This is a genomic window from Mycobacterium paraseoulense (genome assembly GCF_010731655.1).
GTDB classification, from domain to species: domain Bacteria; phylum Actinomycetota; class Actinomycetes; order Mycobacteriales; family Mycobacteriaceae; genus Mycobacterium; species Mycobacterium paraseoulense.
This window is the reverse complement of record NZ_AP022619.1, coordinates 229,493-243,334: the sequence shown is the minus strand read 5'-3', so window position 1 is coordinate 243,334 and position 13,842 is coordinate 229,493. Positions and strand designations below refer to the sequence as shown.

Annotated in this window: 15 protein-coding genes; 4 read left to right on the top strand and 11 right to left on the bottom strand. The window is 68.8% G+C overall.

Going from position 1 to position 13,842, the window contains the following annotated elements:
• The first annotated feature begins 7 nt into the window (after window positions 1-7).
• Window positions 8-616: a TetR/AcrR family transcriptional regulator gene (locus G6N51_RS01210; protein WP_083173814.1), complete on the top strand. Its 609-nt coding sequence runs from the start codon at window positions 8-10 to the stop codon at window positions 614-616.
• On the opposite strand, the gene G6N51_RS01205 is transcribed toward G6N51_RS01210, so the two are convergent.
• The 4 genes from G6N51_RS01205 to trxA form a co-directional block, all read right to left on the bottom strand.
• Complete coding sequence (locus tag G6N51_RS01205) at window positions 613-825, bottom strand: helix-turn-helix domain-containing protein (RefSeq protein WP_083173837.1); 213 nt, start codon at window positions 823-825, stop codon at window positions 613-615. The two genes, G6N51_RS01210 and G6N51_RS01205, sit on opposite strands and share 4 nt — an antisense overlap.
• A 92-nt stretch (window positions 826-917) precedes the next feature.
• On the bottom strand, window positions 918-2,546 hold the full coding sequence (locus tag G6N51_RS01200) for an ABC-F family ATP-binding cassette domain-containing protein (protein WP_083173813.1): 1,629 nt from the start codon (window positions 2,544-2,546) through the stop codon (window positions 918-920).
• A gap of 17 nt (window positions 2,547-2,563) precedes the next feature.
• The gene (locus tag G6N51_RS01195) at window positions 2,564-3,373 is read right to left on the bottom strand and encodes an enoyl-CoA hydratase (protein WP_083173812.1); all 810 of its coding nucleotides are present in this window, start codon (window positions 3,371-3,373) and stop codon (window positions 2,564-2,566) included.
• A gap of 55 nt (window positions 3,374-3,428) precedes the next feature.
• Complete coding sequence (trxA, locus tag G6N51_RS01190) at window positions 3,429-3,782, bottom strand: thioredoxin (RefSeq protein WP_083173811.1); 354 nt, start codon at window positions 3,780-3,782, stop codon at window positions 3,429-3,431.
• Window positions 3,783-3,988: 206 nt separating this feature from the next.
• Between trxA and G6N51_RS01185 the strand changes: the two genes are divergently transcribed.
• From G6N51_RS01185 to G6N51_RS01175, 3 genes are all read left to right on the top strand, one after another.
• Window positions 3,989-5,815 carry an acyl-CoA dehydrogenase gene (locus G6N51_RS01185; protein WP_083173810.1) on the top strand — a complete coding sequence of 609 codons (1,827 nt, stop codon included), beginning with the start codon at window positions 3,989-3,991 and terminating at the stop codon, window positions 5,813-5,815.
• A gap of 88 nt (window positions 5,816-5,903) precedes the next feature.
• Window positions 5,904-6,692: a DUF5666 domain-containing protein gene (locus tag G6N51_RS01180; RefSeq protein WP_174814279.1), complete on the top strand. Its 789-nt coding sequence runs from the start codon at window positions 5,904-5,906 to the stop codon at window positions 6,690-6,692.
• A 101-nt stretch (window positions 6,693-6,793) separates the two neighbouring features.
• Window positions 6,794-7,534, top strand: coding sequence for a DUF5666 domain-containing protein (locus G6N51_RS01175; protein ID WP_142275121.1), 741 nt, complete (start codon window positions 6,794-6,796; stop codon window positions 7,532-7,534).
• Window positions 7,535-7,552: 18 nt separating this feature from the next.
• Here the strand turns inward: G6N51_RS01175 and G6N51_RS01170 are convergent, their stop codons facing one another.
• Genes G6N51_RS01170 through G6N51_RS01140 form a run of 7 tightly spaced genes read right to left on the bottom strand, consistent with a single transcriptional unit; the run spans window position 7,553 to window position 13,830 of the window.
• Window positions 7,553-7,900, bottom strand: a complete 348-nt coding sequence (locus G6N51_RS01170; protein ID WP_083173807.1) for a metal-sulfur cluster assembly factor — start codon at window positions 7,898-7,900, stop codon at window positions 7,553-7,555.
• The gene (gene sufU, locus G6N51_RS01165) at window positions 7,875-8,375 is read right to left on the bottom strand and encodes a Fe-S cluster assembly sulfur transfer protein SufU (protein WP_083173806.1); all 501 of its coding nucleotides are present in this window, start codon (window positions 8,373-8,375) and stop codon (window positions 7,875-7,877) included. Before sufU ends, G6N51_RS01170 begins: the two co-directional genes overlap by 26 nt.
• Entirely contained in the window at window positions 8,372-9,619 is a 1,248-nt protein-coding gene (locus G6N51_RS01160; protein WP_083173805.1) for a cysteine desulfurase, read from the bottom strand. The genes sufU and G6N51_RS01160 overlap by 4 nt, the downstream gene beginning before the upstream one ends.
• 2 nt (window positions 9,620-9,621) lie before the next feature.
• Window positions 9,622-10,449, bottom strand: a complete 828-nt coding sequence (gene sufC / locus G6N51_RS01155) for a Fe-S cluster assembly ATPase SufC (protein WP_083173804.1) — start codon at window positions 10,447-10,449, stop codon at window positions 9,622-9,624.
• On the bottom strand, window positions 10,446-11,600 hold the full coding sequence (gene sufD, locus G6N51_RS01150) for a Fe-S cluster assembly protein SufD (RefSeq protein WP_083173803.1): 1,155 nt from the start codon (window positions 11,598-11,600) through the stop codon (window positions 10,446-10,448). Before sufD ends, sufC begins: the two co-directional genes overlap by 4 nt.
• Complete coding sequence (sufB, locus tag G6N51_RS01145) at window positions 11,597-13,045, bottom strand: Fe-S cluster assembly protein SufB (protein ID WP_083173802.1); 1,449 nt, start codon at window positions 13,043-13,045, stop codon at window positions 11,597-11,599. Before sufB ends, sufD begins: the two co-directional genes overlap by 4 nt.
• The gene (locus tag G6N51_RS01140; protein WP_083173801.1) at window positions 13,042-13,830 is read right to left on the bottom strand and encodes a helix-turn-helix transcriptional regulator; all 789 of its coding nucleotides are present in this window, start codon (window positions 13,828-13,830) and stop codon (window positions 13,042-13,044) included. The genes sufB and G6N51_RS01140 overlap by 4 nt, the downstream gene beginning before the upstream one ends.
• Window positions 13,831-13,842: the final 12 nt, after the last annotated feature.

Here is a 13,842-nt window from a genome sequence, read left to right as displayed (position 1 = left end):
GCGTCCGGTGCCCAAGGTCAGCGAGGGCCATCTGGCGGCGCGCCGCCGCCAGATCCTCGATGGTGCCCGCCGCTGCTTCGCCGAATACGGCTACGACAAGGCCACGGTGCGGCGGCTGGAACAAGCGATCGGCATGTCGCGGGGCGCCATCTTTCACCACTTCCGCGACAAGGACGCGCTGTTCTTCGCGCTCGCGCACGAGGACGCCGAGCGGATGGCCGACGTGGCGTCGCGCGAGGGCCTCATCCAGGTGATGCGCGACATGCTCGCCGCGCCCGACCAGTTCGACTGGCTGGCCACCCGGCTCGAGATCGCGCGCAAGCTGCGCACCGACCCCGAGTTCAGCCGCGGGTGGGCCGAGCGGTCGGCGGAACTGGCGGCGGCGACCACCGACCGGTTGCGCCGGCAGAAGGAGGCACAGCGGGTGCGCGACGACGTGCCCGGCGACGTGCTGCAGTGCTACCTGGAGTTGGTGCTCGACGGCCTGGTGGCCCGCCTGGCCTCGGGCGAGGAGGAGCCGCGACGGTTGTCCGCGGTGCTCGACCTCGTGGAGAAATCGGTGCGCCGCAACGACTCTGGGGACTCCGCGCCGCGGGCCGGGGGTAGCGCCCGCTAGCGGGTGCTGGCCCCAGCTCGCGCGGTCCGGGACGTGTGGTTGGGTCCGCCCCGCCCGCGCATCGTGGTGCCCGCCTGAAGCAGCATGCTGTGAACCGCTCCGTACGACCGTCCGGTGCTGGCCGCCAGCGTGCGGATGCTGGCCCCGCCCTCATAGGCGTTGCGCAGCTCGAACAACATCTGCTCGCGGGTCTTCTTCGACCTTTGCAGTGTCCTTTTCATGGATGCCCTCCGCGCCCGAACACGATCGCAAGCACCCAGAGTAGGAAGCCGCCGCCGTCCGCGGGCGGATTTGGCCGAAGTCAGGCGAGCTCGATGAGATCCCGGTATTCGTCGGACCAGAAGTCCTCGGTGCCGTCGGGCAGCAACACCACGCGCTGCGGGTCGAGGGCCTCGGCCGCCCCGGGGTCGTGCGTCACCAACACGACCGCGCCCTGGTAGCTGCGCAGCGCGTCGAGCACCTGTTCGCGCGAAGCCGGATCGAGGTTGTTGGTCGGTTCGTCGAGCAGCAGGACGTTCGCCGTCGACGCCACCAAACCGGCCAGCGCGAGCCGGGTCTTCTCTCCCCCCGACAGGGTGCCCGCCGGTTGGTCGAGTTGCGGCCCGCTGAACATGAACGCGCCCAGCAGGCCGCGCAGGTCCTGCTCACCCGAGTCGGGTGCGGCGTGCCGGATGTTCTCCCACACGCTCGCGTCGTTGTCGAGCGTGTCGTGTTCCTGCGCGAAATAGCCCATGCGCAAACCGTGTCCGGGCTCCAGCCCGCCGGTGTCGGGCTTCTCGGTGCCGGCCAGCAGCCGCAGCAGCGTGGTCTTGCCTGCGCCGTTGAGCCCCAGCACCACCACCCGCGACCCGCGGTCGATCGCCAGGTCGACGCCGCTGAACACCTCCAGCGAGCCGTAGGACTTGCTGAGTCCCTTAGCGACCAGCGGGGTGCGCCCGCACGGCGCGGGGGTGGGGAACTTGATGCGGGCCACCTTGTCGGCGACCCGCTCCTCGTCGAGCGCGGCCATCATCCGGTCGGCGCGACGCAACATGTTTTGGGCCGCAACGGCTTTGGTGGCCTTGGCGCCCAGCTTGGCGGCTTGCGTGCGCAACGCCGCGGCCTTGCGCTCGGCGTTGGTGCGCTCGCGGCGGCGGCGCTGTTCGTCGGTGGCCCTGGCGTCCAGGTACTTCTGCCAGCCCATGTTGTAGACGTCGACCTCGCCGCGCACGGCGTCCAGGAACCACACCCGGTTCACGACGTCGGCGAGCAGCTCGACGTTGTGGCTGATGATCACCAGCCCGCCGGTGTGGGCCCGCAGGAAATCCCGCAGCCAGCCAACCGAATCCGCGTCGAGGTGGTTGGTGGGCTCGTCGAGCAGCAGGGTGGTTGACGAGCCGGCACCGGTGTCGGACGCCGCGAACAGGATGCGCGCCAGCTCCACCCGGCGGCGCTGCCCGCCGGACAGCGTGCGCAGCTTCTGCGTCAGCACCCGGTCCGGCAGGCCCAGGCTCGCGCAGATGCGGCTGGCTTCGCTCTCGGCGCCGTAGCCGCCCAACGCGACGAAACGCTCCTCCAGCTGCCCGTAGCGGCGGATGGCGCGGTCCCGGGCGTCGTCGTCGGCGACCTCGGCCATCAAAGCCTGCTGCTTTTCCAGATCGGTGAGCAGCACGTCGAGCCCGCGCGCGGACAAGACGCGGTCGCGGGCCAGCACCTCGAGGTCGCCCTCTTTGGGATCCTGTGGCAGGTAACCGATTTCACCGGCCCGCGCGACGGATCCCGCATACGGCTCGGTCTCCCCCGCCAGGATGCGCAGGGTGGTGGTCTTGCCCGCGCCGTTGCGCCCGACCAGCCCGATCCGGTCACCGGGCTGCACCCGCAGGTCCGGGCCGTCAGGTGAGAGCAGAATGCGCGCACCAGCGCGGACCTCGAGGTCCGTGGCCGTGATCACATTCGCTCCCTTTTCGTCTATTTGTCGTCGGTGAACACCGGAGGGCGTCGCTCGGCGCGCGCGGCAACCGCTTCTTCGAAGTTGGCGGTGAGCAGACGAACGAACAGCTGGCCCAAGCCTTCGGCTTGCATGTGCGCCTCCAGGCTACCGGCGTCCAGTCCACTCCACAGTGTGCGCTTGGTCAACTCGATTCCCGGCCGTGAAAACGCCGCCATGCGCGCGGCGATGGCGTAACAGGTGTCCAGCAGCTGCTCTTCGGGCACCTGGCATGACACCAGCCCGATGCGCTCGGCCTCCTCGGCGGTCACGTCGCGGCCGGTCAGCATGATTTCGAACGCCCGCGACGATCCGATCGCCCTGGGCAACAGGTAACTGAGCCCCAGCTCGCTGGCGGTCAGGCCGTTGTTGATGCCGGCCGCACGGAAGTACGCGCTGGTGGAGGCAACGCGGATGTCCGCGGCCAGCGCCAGGCAGAGCCCGCCGCCGATGGCCGGGCCGTTGACCGCGGCGATCACCGGCTGATGCAGGCGCCGCAGCGCGAGGATGACCTCGTCGAGGACCTCCATGGAGCGCAGGGCGTAGGTCGGGCGGGTCAGCCCCTCGACGTGGGGTACCGAGCCCGCGGACTTGTGGTCGGCGCCCGAGGAGAAGCCGCGGCCGGCCCCGGTGAGCACGACCACACGCACCGAATTGTCGTACCTGACCTTCTCGAGGGCCTCTTTCAGCGGCACCATGACGTCGAACGCCATCGAGTTCATCCGCTCGGGCCGATTGAGGGTTATCAGCGCGACGCCGGGCCGCGGGTGCTCCACCAGTACCAGACTCACCCAAGCAACCTAGCGCGTTGCTGGCCGCCGCCCCGCCCGCGCCGCGGTGTCGGGCCTATTCGGCTTGGCCGGCCTGGGCCGCGTCCACGTCGAACGCCCTGATCTGCTGGACCAGGTCTTCCAGCGCCGCCGGCGGCAGCGCCCCGGCCTGGTTGAACAGCAGTTTGCCCTTCTTGAACGCCATCAGCGTGGGGATGGACCGGATCTGGGCGGCCGCAGCCAGCTGCTGCTCGGCCTCGGTGTCGACCTTGGCGTGCACGATGTCGGGGTGTTTCTGCGCCGATGCCTGGAAAGTGGGCCCGAACTGGCGGCACGGGCCGCACCAGGACGCCCAGAAATCGACGAGCACGATGTCGTTGCCCTCGATGGTTTCGTTGAACTTCTCGGCTGTGAGATCGACTGTTGTCACGTTTGCTATCAACGCCCCAACCCGACGCGATGTTCCCGGGCGGCAAACCCGGCGCACCGCAAGCCCGCGCCCCCGGTTTCGGCGCGACGACACCGGCGCGTAACCTGCCCGCGGCCCGCCGTAGGTTACGGTTGCGTACGTTTTCCCACGTCGGAGACACTGATGCGGACAATCCGCCGCCTCGAAGGACCAGTGAGGGAATCGCGTTGGGCCACTACATCGCAAACGTCCGCGATATCGAGTTCAACCTGTTCGAGGTCCTCGACGTAGGCGCTGTCCTGGGCGCCGGACCCTACGGCGACCTCGACGAGGAGACGGTCCGGACGATCGTGGCCGAAGCCGCCCGCCTGGCCGAAGGCCCCGTCGCCGAAACCTTCGCCTTCGCCGACCGCAACCCGCCGGTGTTCGACCCGGCGACCCACACCATCCGCGTGGCGCCCGAGCTGGCCAAAACGGTGGAGGCGATCAAAGAGGCCGGCTGGTGGCGGCTGATGCTCGACGAGGAGATCGGCGGGATGGCCGCGCCTCCGCCGCTGGCGTGGGCGGTCAACGAAATGATCATCTGCGCCAACCCGTCTGCGAACTTCTTCTGCCTCGGGCCCTTGATGGCCCAGGCGCTCTACGTCGAGGGCAACGAAGAGCAACGACGCTGGGCGGCCGAGGGCGTGGAGCGCGGCTGGGCGGCGACCATGGTGCTCACCGAACCCGACGCGGGCTCCGACGTCGGGGCGGGCCGCGCCAAGGCCGTCGAACAACCCGACGGCACCTGGCATATCGAGGGCGTCAAGCGTTTCATCTCCGGTGGAGACGTGGGCGACACCGCCGAGAACATCTTCCATTTGGTGCTGGCCCGACCGGAGGGCGCCGGCCCCGGAACCAAGGGACTGAGCCTGTTCTACGTGCCCGAATACCTCTTCGACCCGGACACGTTCGAACTCGGGGCCCGTAACGGCGTTTTCACCACGGGCGTGGAACACAAGATGGGGATCAAGTCCTCCCCGACGTGCGAATTAACCTTCGGCGCAACGGATTTGCCCGCCGTCGGCTATTTGGTCGGCGACGTGCACAACGGGATCGCGCAGATGTTCACCGTGATCGAGCACGCGCGCATGACGATCGGCGTGAAGGCCGCCGGGACCCTGTCCACGGGCTACCTGAACGCGCTGGCGTTCGCCAAAGAGCGGGTGCAGGGTGCGGATCTCACGCAGATGTCCGACAAGACCGCACCGCGGGTCACCATCATCCACCACCCCGATGTGCGTCGTAGCCTGATGACGCAGAAGGCCTACGCCGAGGGCTTGCGGGCGCTGTACATGTATGCCGCCGCGCATCAGGAAGACGCCGTGGCACAACATGTCTCGGGTGCCGATCATCAGATGGCGCACCGCGTGGACGACCTGCTGCTGCCGATCGTGAAGGGCGTGAGCTCGGAACGGGCTTACGAAGTCCTGACCGAGTCGCTGCAGACGCTCGGCGGGTCGGGTTTCCTGCAGGACTACCCCCTCGAGCAATACATCCGTGATTCCAAGATCGATTCGCTCTACGAGGGCACCACCGCCATCCAGGCGCTGGACTTCTTCTTCCGCAAGATCGTTCGCGACCGCGGGGAGGCCCTGCAGTTCGTGACGGCTCAGATCAACGCGACCATCGACGCCTGCGACGAGGCGCTCAAGCCGCAGGCCCAGCTGCTGCAGACCGCGCTCGACGAGGTCACGGCGATGACGGGCGCGTTGACCGGATACCTCATGTCCGCCGCGCAACACCCGAGCGAGATCTACAAAGTCGGGCTCGGATCGGTGCGGTATCTGCTCGCGGTGGGCGATCTGCTCATCGGCTGGCGGCTGCTGGTGCAGGCGGGGGTCGCCCACGCCGCGCTGGCGGACGCCGCCGGAAACGACGCGGCGTTCTATCGGGGCAAGGTGGCGACCGCGGCGTTCTTCGCCAAGAACATGCTCCCGAAACTGACCTCGCTGCGCAAAGTCATCGAGTCCATCGACGACGAGGTCATGCGCGTTTCGGAACAGGCGTTCTGACCGCCGCGGGGTGTTGCACACAGGTCAGCCACAGCTTCAACGGGTAGTACCCATTGCGTGGGGTTCCACCACGATTGGAGAAACGTTGATGTCTGCCAGCTGTCCAACGCCCCGGCTCGCCCGGTTGGCGATCCTCGCGGTCACCGGCGCCACCGCGCTATCCGTCGCCGCGTGCGGCTCGTCCAACAAGTCCAGTCCGCCCACCACGTCGACGTCGACGTCCACGGTCACCTCGACCACCACGTCGCCGGCGCCGGCCGCCGGTGAGGCCCGGGTCAGCGGCCTGATCGCGTCGGTGGCGGGCAACTCCATCCAGGTCACCAAGGAGGACAACTCCACCGCCGCCGTGAACTTCACCTCGACCACCAAGGTCACCGAAACTACCCCCGCCGCGCTGACCGACGTCACCGCGGGCAACTGCGTCACCGTGCGGCCCGCCAAGGAGGGCCAGGGCGGGCGGCAGGTCACCGCGGCGTCGGTCAAGGTCAGCCCGTCGGTCAACGGCACCTGCCCCAAGCCCAAGGCGGCGGCACCCGGTGGGTCACCCGGCCCGGCCCCGTCCGGGGCCCCGACACCTCCGCCGGCGCCGCCGGCGCCCGTGCAGGGCTCGGTCGCGTCGGTTAGCGGCAACACCATCGATGTCACGGCCACCGACCCGAACGGCAACACCACCCAGACGGCCGTGACGGTCGACGACAAGACCAGATACATGAAGCAGTCGTCCGCCACCACGGACGCGATCGCGCAGGGCAAGTGCCTTACCGCGCGCGGAACGATGGACAACGGTGGCGCGCTGCAGGCGACCAGCATCAACGTCCGGCCGGCCAACGCCGGCAAGTGCGGCGGCCCGGCCAAGCCACCGCACGCCCACGGCTGAGGCCTGCGGAGATTGCCGTCACACCGGGCGGGCGCGGAGGTGATATCCGCGGCCGCCCGGGTACCCGCCGGCGACAGTTACCCGCGATCGGAGATGTGTCGATGTCCGCCACTTCGGTGAACCCCAGGCTGGCCCGGCTCGCACTGGTCGCCGTCGTCGCGGTGATCCTGCTGAGCGTCGCCATGTGCCGGTCGAGCGACACGGCTCCCGGCAACACCGCCAAACCGACGGCGGCCGCCGCTGCCCCGCCCAGCGCGGCGCCGCCGAGCGCGGCGCCGTCGGCGGCGCCCCCGCCCGTGGGCAAGGACTACGTCGAGGGGCTGATCGAGTCGGTGTCGGGCGGCACGATCCGGCTCAGGACGCGAACCGGAAGCGCGACGGTGGACTTCGCGCCCTCGACGCGAATCGTCCAGGTCGCCCCGGCCAGGCTGACCGACGTCACCCCCGGCAGCTGCGTCAACGTGCGCGCCACCCCGCAGAGCGCTCCCACCGCTGGGGCGATCACGGCGCAAGCGGTGACGATCACCTCCGCCGTCGACGGCAAATGCCCACCGCCGGCCGGCTTTTACGGCACGGTCACCTCGGTCTCGGGTGACACCATCGCGGTCAACGGCATCGGCGCGCAGGCGACACCGACGAACGTGACCGTCGCCGGCTCGACCTCATACCAACTGCAGACGCCGACGGACGCCCAGGCCGTCGCGAACGGAAAATGCATGGGCGCGCGGGGAGTTCAGGACGCCGGGGTGCTGCACGCGACGACCATCAGCCTGCAGGCGTGCCCCCCGATGGGGCACCCGCACCACCACCTGCACCTGCCGCGCCTGCCCTTCCACCTCTAGCGGCGACCCGGGCAGGATTCAGACTGTAAAACCGAGGGCCCGCAGTTGTTCGCGCCCGTCCTCGGTGATTTTGTCGGGCCCCCACGGTGGGTTCCACACCCAGTTGATCCGCAAATCGTCGACCAGCCCGCTGCTGACGAGCGCGCTGCGGGACTGGTCCTCGATGACGTCGGTCAGCGGGCAGGCCGCCGAGGTCAACGTCATGTCGATCAGGGCGACGGTTCCCTCGTCACCCTCTTCGACGTTGAGGCCGTAGACCAGTCCGAGATCGACGACGTTGATGCCCAATTCGGGGTCGACGACGTCGCGCATCGCCTCCTCGAGGTCGGCAAGAAACTCGTCACCCGGTGCAGCGGTCTCGCTCATCCTTCTCCTCCTCGACGTCCGCGCCCCTGTCCGCGCAAGCCTGGGCCAATGCGTCCTTGAACGCCATCCAGCCCAGCAGCGCGCATTTCACCCGGGCAGGATATTTGGCCACCCCGGCGAACGCGATCCCGTCGCCGAGAACGTCCTCGTCGCCCTCGACGGCGCCGCGCGAGGACACCATGTCGGTGAACGCGGTGACGGTCTCGAGCGCCTCGGGCACGGCCTGACCGATCACCTGCTGGGTGAGCACCGACGTCGCCGCCTGGCTGATCGAGCAGCCCTGGCCGTCATAGGAGACGTCCGCGACCCGCTCCCCGTCGTCGGACAAGGCGACCCGCAGGGTCACCTCGTCGCCGCAGACCGGGTTGACGTGGTGGACCTGCGCACCGAACGGCTCGCGCAGGCCGCGGTGCTGCGGATGCTTGTAGTGATCGAGGATCACGTCCTGATACATCTGCTCCATGCGCACTGTCATTCTCTCCCAAAGAATTCCAGCGCGCGCCGCACGCCGGCAACCAGACGCTCGACCTCGTCGGCGGTGTTGTACATGGCGAACGACGCCCTGGCCGTCGCCGCCACGCCGAACCGGCGGTGCAGCGGCATCGCGCAGTGATGCCCCACCCGCACCGCGACGCCGTCGTCGTCGAGCACCTGCCCGACATCGTGCGCGTGTACGCCGTCGACGACGAACGAGACGGGCGAACCCCGGTTCGCCATGGTGGTCGGCCCGATGATCCGCACGCCCTCGATGCCCGAAAGTCCCTCGATGGCAGCGGCGACCAGGTCACGTTCGTGCGCCCGGACCGCGTCCATGCCGATGGCGCTGAGATACCTTGCGGCAGCGCCCAACCCGATCACCTGGGAGGTCATCGGGGTGCCGGCCTCGAACCGTTGCGGCGCCGGAGCGTAGGTCGACGCTTCCATGGTCACCGTCTCGATCATCGACCCGCCGGTGAGGAAGGGCGGCAGCTCCGAGAGCACCTCGCGACGGGCGTAGCACACGCCGACCCCGTTGGGGGCCAGCATCTTATGCCCGGAGAACGCGGCGAAGTCGACGCCGAGCGCGTGCAGGTCGACCGGCTCGTGCGGCACCGACTGGCAGGCGTCCAGCACCGTCAGGGCGCCCACCGCGTGAGCGCGCCCGACCAGCTCGGCCACCGGCGCGATCGCGCCGGTCACGTTCGAATGATGGCTGAAGGCAACGACTTTCACGCGCTCATCGAGCTCCAGCGAGTCCAGGTCGATCCGCCCGTCGTCGGTCACGCCGTACCAGCGCAGCGTGGCGCCGCTGCGACGGGCCAGCTCCTGCCAGGGGACGATGTTGGCGTGGTGCTCGAGCTCGGTGGTGACGATGACGTCACCCTTCCCCACGGCACCGTGGAAGCGGTTGTCGCCCAGGACGTATGACGCCAGGTTGAGCGCCTCGGTGGCGTTGCGGGTGAAGACCAGCTCGTCGGCGCCGGCGCCGACGAACGCCGCGACGTCCGCGCGGCCCTGCTCGTAGGCGTCGGTCGCCTCCTCCATCAGCTGGTGCGCGCCGCGGTGCACCGCGCCGTTGGAGGTGATCAGGAAATCCCGTTCGGCGTCGAGCACCTGCAGCGGGCGCTGCGACGTCGCGCCGGAATCGAGGTACGCCAACTGCTTTCCGCCGCGCATGGTGCGCTTCAGGATGGGAAAGTCAGCGCGGATGGCGTCGACGTCCAGTGCTGTCGCGGTCATACTTAGGCCCCTGCGGCCGCCGCTCGCGAGCGCGGCGAAGCCGGGTGCTGCGGGTCGTCGCCATCGCTCTGCGTGAAGCGCACGTAGCCGTTCTCCTCGAGTTCGTCGGCCAGCTCCGGACCGCCGGATTCGACGATCCGGCCCCCGACGAACACGTGCACGAATTGCGGACGGATGTAGCGCAGGATCCGGGTGTAGTGGGTGATCAACAGGATGCCGCCGTGCTCCGCCTCGGCGTAGCGATTCACGCCCTCGCTGACCACCCGCAGCGCGTCCACGTCCAGGCCGGAGTCGGTCTCGTCGAGAATGGCGATCTTGGGCCTCAGCAGCCCCAGCTGGAGGATCTCGTGGCGCTTCTTCTCGCCACCGGAAAATCCTTCGTTGACACTGCGTTCGGCGAACGCCGGGTCGATGTCGAGGTCGGCCATGGCGGCCTTGACCTCCTTGACCCAGTGGCGCAGTTTCGGCGGCTCGCCGCGGACGGCGGTCGCGGCGCTGCGCAGGAAGTTCGACATCGACACCCCCGGCACCTCGACGGGGTACTGCATGGCCAGGAACAACCCGGCGCGGGCGCGTTCGTCGACGCTCATGTCCAGCACGTTCTGGCCGTCCAGCGTGATCGACCCGGACGTCACCTCATACTTCGGGTGACCGGCGATGGCGTAGGACAGCGTCGACTTGCCGGACCCGTTGGGCCCCATCACCGCGTGCGTCTCACCGGAATTGACGGTCAGGTTGACGCCGTTGAGGATGGGGATCTCGCGGTTGCCCTCGGGGGCGTTGTGGTCTTCGACGCTGACGTGCAGGTCTTTGATTTCCAGGGTCGTCATGAGGCTGCTGTCTTCTCCGTGATTTCCAGTTCGTGTTCGATGGCGGCGGTCAGGCGTTCCCGGATGTCCGGCACGGCGATCTTGGAGATGATCTCGCCGAAGAAGCCGCGCACGACCAGCCGGCGCGCCTGGTCCTCGGGAATGCCGCGGGCGCGCAGGTAGAACAGTTGCTCGTCGTCGAAACGCCCGGTGGCGCTGGCGTGTCCGGCGCCGACGATCTCGCCGGTCTCGATCTCCAGGTTGGGCACCGAGTCGGCGCGCGCCCCGTCGGTGAGCACCAGGTTGCGGTTCACCTCGAAGGTGTCGGTGTCGGTGGCCTCGGCCCGGATCAGCACGTCACCGATCCAGACGGTGTGCGCGTCGGGTCGCTGCGATGCCGGATCTCCTTGCAGCGCACCCTTGTACAGGACGTTGGACTTGCAGTTGGGCTGGGCGTGGTCGACCAGCAGCCGCGCCTCCAGGTGCTGCCCGTCGTCGGCGAAGTACAAGCCGAGCAGCTCGGCGTCCCCGCCCGGGGCGGCGTACCGCACGTTGTTCGACATCCGCACCACCTCGCCGCCCAGGGTGACGGCGACGTGCCGCAGCACCGCGTCCTTGCCCAGCTTCGCATGGTGCGCGCTGACGTGAACCATGTCGTCGGCCCAGTCCGCGATCCACACGACGGTGAGCCGGGCGGCATCGTCGACGATGAATTCGACGTTGTCGGCGTAGGTTCCGCTGCCGCGATGGTCGATCACCACGACCGCCTCGCCGAGTTCGGCGACGCTGATCTGCAGGTGCCCGTAGGCCACCGCGCCCGCCCCGGGGCCGGTCACGGTGATGTTGATCGGCTCGGCGATCTGGGTGTCCCGCCCGACGCTCACCAGCGTCGCGGAATTGAACGACGAAAAAGCTTGTGCCGCAACACGGTCGGCGGGAACACCGGCGCGGCCGAGCCGCTCGTCGCCGCGGCGCACGCTCTCGACCTGCACGCCGGGCTGTTCGGCGACGCTGATCTGCGCCCTACCGGTGGCCTGCGCCGAGCCGTCGTGCAGCCCGCGCAGCCGCCGCAGCGGGGTGAACCGCCAGATCTCGTCGCGCCCGCTGGGCACCTCGAAGGCGTCCACGTCGAAGGACGCGAACAACTCGCCCTTGTTGAGTGCAGCCGTCATCCGACGGAGCCCTCCATCTGCAACTCGATGAGCCGGTTGAGTTCCAGGGCGTATTCCATGGGCAGTTCCTTGGCGATCGGCTCGACGAAGCCGCGCACCACCATCGCCATCGCCTCGTCCTCGGTCAGCCCGCGGCTCATCAGGTAGAACAGCTGGTTGTCGCTGACCTTGGACACCGTGGCCTCGTGGCCCATCGTGACGTCGTCCTCACGGATGTCGACGTAGGGGTAGGTGTCGCTGCGGCTGATCGTATCGACCAGCAGCGCATCGCATTTCACGCTGGACCGGGAGCCGTGCGCGCCCTTGTTCACCTGAACCAGGCCGCGGTAGGAGGTGCGGCCACCGCCGCGGGCCACCGACTTCGAGACGATGTTGCTCGACGTGTTCGGCGCCAGGTGCAACATCTTGGCGCCGGCGTCCTGGTGCTGTCCCTCCCCGGCGAAGGCGACCGACAAGACCTCGCCCTTGGCGTGCTCCCCGGTCATCCACACCGCCGGGTATTTCATGGTCACCTTGGACCCGATGTTGCCGTCGACCCACTCCATGGTGGCCCCGGCCTCCGCGCGGGCCCGCTTGGTGACCAGGTTGTAGACGTTGTTCGACCAGTTCTGAATCGTGGTGTAACGGCAACGGCCACCGGGCTTGACGATGATCTCCACCACCGCCGAGTGCAGCGAGTCCGACGTGTAGATGGGCGCCGTGCAGCCCTCCACGTAATGCACGTAAGCGTTTTCGTCGACGATGATCAGGGTCCGCTCGAACTGGCCCATGTTCTCGGTGTTGATCCGGAAGTAGGCCTGCAGCGGGATGTCGACGTGCACGCCGGGCGGGACGTAGATGAACGATCCGCCGCTCCACACCGCGGTGTTCAAAGCGGAGAACTTGTTGTCCCCGGCCGGGATCACGGTGCCGAAGTACTGCTTGAACAGCTCGGGGTGCTCGCGCAGCGCGGTGTCGGTGTCCAGAAAGATGACGCCCTGGGCCTCCAGGTCCTCGCGGATGGAGTGGTAGACCACCTCCGACTCGTACTGCGCGGCCACACCGGAGACCAGCCGCTGCTTCTCGGCCTCCGGGATGCCCAGCTTGTCGTAGGTGTTCTTGATGTCCGCGGGCAGGTCATCCCACGTCGCGGCCTGCTTCTCGCTGGAGCGCACGAAGTACTTGATGTTGTCGAAGTCGATACCGCTGAGGTCCGAGCCCCAGTTCGGCATCGGCTTGCGGTCGAAGATGCGCAGCGCCTTGAGCCGTGTCTCCAGCATCCACTCGGGCTCGTTCTTCTTCGCCGAGATGTCACGGACCACCGCATCGGAAAGCCCGCGCTGCGCGCCGGCGCCGGCGACGTCGGAGTCGGCCCAGCCGTAGCCGTAGCGGCCCAGGGAGGCGATCGTCTGCTCCTGGGTCAACGGTCCGGCAGTGACCTTCTGGGCCTCCGGGGTGAGGGTCATAGCGACGCTCCTTCGATGCTCGTGGTGGCGCGGCGCGGGCTGGGCGCCGGGGTCAGAGGCACGTGGGTGGTGCAGGCGCAATTCCCGTTGACGATGGTCGCCAACCGCTGCACGTGGGTCCCGAGCACCTCGGCCATGGCCTGCTGCTCGGCTTCACACAGCTCCGGGAACTCCTCGGCGACGTGCGACACCGGGCAGTGGTGCTGACAGATCTGCACGCCGTGGATCGGTCCGCCGACGCGTGCCGTGGTGGCGACGTAGCCGGCCCGGGTCAGCGCGTCGGCGACCCGCTCGGCGGCCGCCTCGACCGCGGCGTCGTCGTCGCCGTCGGCGGCCGGGACGCCGGCGAGGATCGCGTCGATGCGGCGCCGGGCGAACGTCTGGACGGCGTCCTCCCCGCCGATCTCGCGCAGCTGCCGCATGGCCGCCGCCGCGAGGTCGTCATAGGCGTGTTCGAGCTTGGCGCGGCCCGCCGCCGTCAGCCGGAAACGCTTGGCGGGACGGCCGCGCCCCACCTGCTGCCACGACGCTGCGGGCACCGACTCGGCGTCACCCGCCTCGATCAGGGCGTCGAGATGGCGCCGCACGCCGGCGGCCGTCAGCTCGAGCCGGTCGCCGATCTCGCCGGCGGTGATCGATCCGGACTCCAGCAGCAAGCGCACGATGGCGCGGCGGGTGTGGCGATCCGGCACCGCCGCGGCCGCTGTGCGCGCGGCAGCGTCATCGAGGCCGGTACGGATTTTCACAACACCAGTGTGACGCAATTCCGGGGATCGGTCCACCAAGGGTGCCCTGAG

What these genes read in the sequence shown, in the direction of transcription:
- G6N51_RS01180 (WP_174814279.1), top strand. Translation starts at nt 5,904, where the DNA reads ATGTCTGCCAGCTGTCCAACGCCCCGGCTCGCCCGGTTGGCGATCCTC.
- G6N51_RS01175 (WP_142275121.1), top strand. Translation starts at nt 6,794, where the DNA reads ATGTCCGCCACTTCGGTGAACCCCAGGCTGGCCCGGCTCGCACTGGTC.
- G6N51_RS01170 (WP_083173807.1), bottom strand. Translation starts at nt 7,900, where the DNA reads ATGAGCGAGACCGCTGCACCGGGTGACGAGTTTCTTGCCGACCTCGAG.
- sufU (WP_083173806.1), bottom strand. Translation starts at nt 8,375, where the DNA reads ATGACAGTGCGCATGGAGCAGATGTATCAGGACGTGATCCTCGATCAC.
- G6N51_RS01160 (WP_083173805.1), bottom strand. Translation starts at nt 9,619, where the DNA reads ATGACCGCGACAGCACTGGACGTCGACGCCATCCGCGCTGACTTTCCC.
- sufC (WP_083173804.1), bottom strand. Translation starts at nt 10,449, where the DNA reads ATGACGACCCTGGAAATCAAAGACCTGCACGTCAGCGTCGAAGACCAC.
- sufD (WP_083173803.1), bottom strand. Translation starts at nt 11,600, where the DNA reads ATGACGGCTGCACTCAACAAGGGCGAGTTGTTCGCGTCCTTCGACGTG.
- sufB (WP_083173802.1), bottom strand. Translation starts at nt 13,045, where the DNA reads ATGACCCTCACCCCGGAGGCCCAGAAGGTCACTGCCGGACCGTTGACC.